Annotated in this window: 4 protein-coding genes; 2 read left to right on the top strand and 2 right to left on the bottom strand. The window is 66.0% G+C overall.

Going from position 1 to position 2773, the window contains the following annotated elements:
* Both JHD07_RS09005 and JHD07_RS09010 read right to left on the bottom strand, forming a co-directional pair.
* Positions 1-299, bottom strand: a 299-nt coding sequence (locus tag JHD07_RS09005) for a hypothetical protein (RefSeq protein WP_291621192.1), incomplete at its 3' end; no start/stop codon positions are given.
* A gap of 67 nt (positions 300-366) precedes the next feature.
* On the bottom strand, positions 367-1275 hold the full coding sequence (locus JHD07_RS09010) for a PaaI family thioesterase (RefSeq protein ID WP_291621194.1): 909 nt from the start codon (positions 1273-1275) through the stop codon (positions 367-369).
* A gap of 141 nt (positions 1276-1416) precedes the next feature.
* Here JHD07_RS09010 and JHD07_RS09015 point away from each other — a divergent pair, with 141 nt between their 5' ends.
* Positions 1417-1737 carry a hypothetical protein gene (locus tag JHD07_RS09015; RefSeq protein ID WP_291621196.1) on the top strand — a complete coding sequence of 107 codons (321 nt, stop codon included), beginning with the start codon at positions 1417-1419 and terminating at the stop codon, positions 1735-1737.
* Positions 1738-2262: 525 nt separating this feature from the next.
* Positions 2263-2691 carry a DUF6455 family protein gene (locus JHD07_RS09020; RefSeq protein WP_291621197.1) on the top strand — a complete coding sequence of 143 codons (429 nt, stop codon included), beginning with the start codon at positions 2263-2265 and terminating at the stop codon, positions 2689-2691.
* The last annotated feature ends 82 nt before the right edge of the window (positions 2692-2773 follow it).

A 2773-nucleotide genomic window follows, 5' to 3' on the forward strand; every position in this document is an offset into this window, starting at 1 on the left:
GCTCGTGGCGGCGCTGGAGCGGGCAGGGCGCCGAGCGCGATCAGGAAATGCGGCAGGCCCGTCGGCGAGACGAAGGCGATGGCGATGTCCGAGATCAGCCACAGCGCGGCGAATATCAGCGCGAAATCCAGCCGCGGGCAGTTGAAATAGTAGAACACGGCGGTGACGAGGATCGCGGGCCCGATCGCAACTGCAATCATGACCGCGGTCAGCTCCTTCGGCGTGAAGGCGTCGAGCACCATCGATGTCAGCAGCCAGAGCGCGGCGAACATGGCGACGATGTCGAGCGGATGCCGCAATCCAATACCTCTCGTGGGGGCACGCTATCGTTGTGGCCGGGGCTGCTGCCGTCAAGTCAAGCTGCGCTCATTCCTCGTCACTTCCTCGCGTCGGCCGCAGCATGAAATGGCCGAAGGCGGTGGCGATCGGCTTGTCCGCATCGTCCTGCCAGGCCCGCGCCTCGAAGGCGACGATGCGCCGGCCCTGTTTCACGATCGAGACGTCGGCAAACGTGTCGAGCGCGCGCCCCGATCGCAAATAGTTGACGGTCAGTCCGATCGGCTTGGGCGGCGCCGCAGCGCCGAGCTCGCGCGCCACGCCCATGATGGCGGTGGTCTCGAGGAAGGCGCCCGTCATGCCGCCGTGGATCGCGGGCAGGATTGGGTTGCCGATGATCTGCGGCGAGAACGGCATCGTCAGCGTGCCGTCGTCGTTGACGCGGATGCCGAGCGCGCGGGCGAACGGGCTGCGTGCGAACGGCCCGTCCGGATGCTCCGGCGCCTCCAGCGTGGGGATGCTGCGCGCATCCATCAGGCGGTCGGCGAGCATGTTGGTGCGGTTGGCGCCGATCATGAAGCAGGCGGTCGCGGTTGCGACCGGGTCGTCCTCGGACTCCTGATAGGCGGTGGAGCGCACGAAGGCGATCGAGCGCGTGGTGCGGTAGCACACCGAATGCGCCTTGATGTCGAGGCCGGGGGTCGCCGGCTTCTGGTAGTCGATGCGCAAATCCAGCGTCGCAATCGCGCGTGTGCCGTCGAGCGCAAGTTGCACCGCCATGCCGCAGCTTTCGTCGAGCATCGCGGTGACGACGCCGCCATGCAGCACGCCGGTCTCGGTGTCGCCGACGAAGACGGGTCGGTAGGGCAGGCTGGACCAGGCCTCGCCAGGCGCGAATCGGTCGAGCTGCAGCCCGCTGATCTGGCCATAATCCGAGCGGCGGCCCTTGATGGCCTCGGCGAGTTCCTCGAACAGGTGCGTGGCAGGTGAAGTGGACATGGCGCTGTTCTAGACCAGTGCCCGCCGTCGCGCAAAACCCGGAATGGGCGCTGCCGGTCGGCCCCGGGTGGTTGGCCCTCGACAGGGCGGACCGAAGCGACGATGGTGGGGCTTCGTTCGTTTGACTCGCAAGGAGTGCCCATGGCCGATTCCGAAATGCCCTCGACCGCCCAGGGGCCTGTCACCATTTCCACCTCCAGTGCCGAACGGGCGCCGATCATCTATTTCGACGGTGCCTCCTGCTTCGGCCATCACAACGGCGCGATCCAGATCGAGCTCGCCGCGAACCTGTTGATGCCGGTCGGCGCCGCCGTCAGGGTCGACGTGGTCCAGACCGCGCACTTGCGTTGCAGCGTCGCCGCAGCGCTGGCGCTGCGCGAAGCGCTCGAAAAGGCGCTGGCGATGTACCAGCAGGGTCAGAAGCAGCCGGTGGCGGAGGAGATACCGGCGGTAAAGAACTGAGGCGGTTGCGATCGCGTGTCGATGCGATCGCACTTTTGCTGAAGCGGAATGGCTTTGGCTTGAACCGATGCCACGGGCTCGGTGCAACCTCTCCCGTTTGCTTGCGGGAGAGGTCGCGCCGAAGCCGCGGGTGAGGGCTAGCTCCTCTTGGGGATTGTCTTACCGCGGAAAACACCCTCTCCTCAGCCCTCTCCCGTAAGCGGGCAGGGCAATCGCATCTGAAAGACCTGAGCGCGCGCCTCGCCCTTCGAGACGACCGCTTCGCGGTCCCTCAGGGTGAGGCTAAGCGGCACCGGTGCCCGTTGAAACCAGCGAAACGCATGCGGTCCTCATCCTGAGGGCCCGCCAACGGCGGGCGTCTCGAAGGATGGCCACAAGCAACATCGATCCCATATGCGATTGCCCTGCGCTTGCGGGAGAGGTGCAGGGGAGGCCGTGGCCTCTTCCCGGTTTGATCCAGCGCAACGCGCCTCTGCATCATCGTGCTTAATTGGCTCCAATTCCGACGCCCCAATGGAGCTTTCCATGAGCACCGCAACCAGGCCCTATCCCATCGTCCAGGATCTCATCGAATCCTTCGCGGGTTGGCTGAAGCACCGCCGCGAGATGAGCGAGATGCGGCAGCTCGATCGCGCCGATTTCGACCGGATCGCCAATGATCTCAGGATCGCGCCCGACGATCTCGAAGAGCTGGTCCGTCACGGCCGGCATGCCGCCGACGAGCTGCCGAAGATGCTGGAGCAACTCGGCATCAGCACTGAGGCGCTCGGCCGCGCGCAGCCGCTGCTGCTGCGCGACATGGAGCGGACCTGCTCGCTCTGCGGCCACAAGGGGCAGTGTGACCGTGATCTCGCCGACGGCACCGCCGCGGAGAACTATCACGGCTATTGTGCCAACGCCTCGACGCTGGAATCGCTCGATCGCGCGGATCTCGCGCCGCGCTGTATGCGCTGAAGGGCATGCTACCGAAGCAGTAACGGTGCCGTAGCCCGGATGAGCGAATCGACATCCGGGACGACCGCCCCGCATATCGCTG

The sequence above is a fragment of the Bradyrhizobium sp. genome, from assembly GCF_016462955.1.
Classification (GTDB): domain Bacteria; phylum Pseudomonadota; class Alphaproteobacteria; order Rhizobiales; family Xanthobacteraceae; genus Bradyrhizobium.

Excerpts from the sequence above, each read along its gene's own strand:
- JHD07_RS09015 (WP_291621196.1), top strand. The coding sequence starts at position 1,417 with ATGGCCGATTCCGAAATGCCCTCGACCGCCCAGGGGCCTGTCACCATT.
- JHD07_RS09020 (WP_291621197.1), top strand. The coding sequence starts at position 2,263 with ATGAGCACCGCAACCAGGCCCTATCCCATCGTCCAGGATCTCATCGAA.
- JHD07_RS09010 (WP_291621194.1), bottom strand. The coding sequence starts at position 1,275 with ATGTCCACTTCACCTGCCACGCACCTGTTCGAGGAACTCGCCGAGGCC.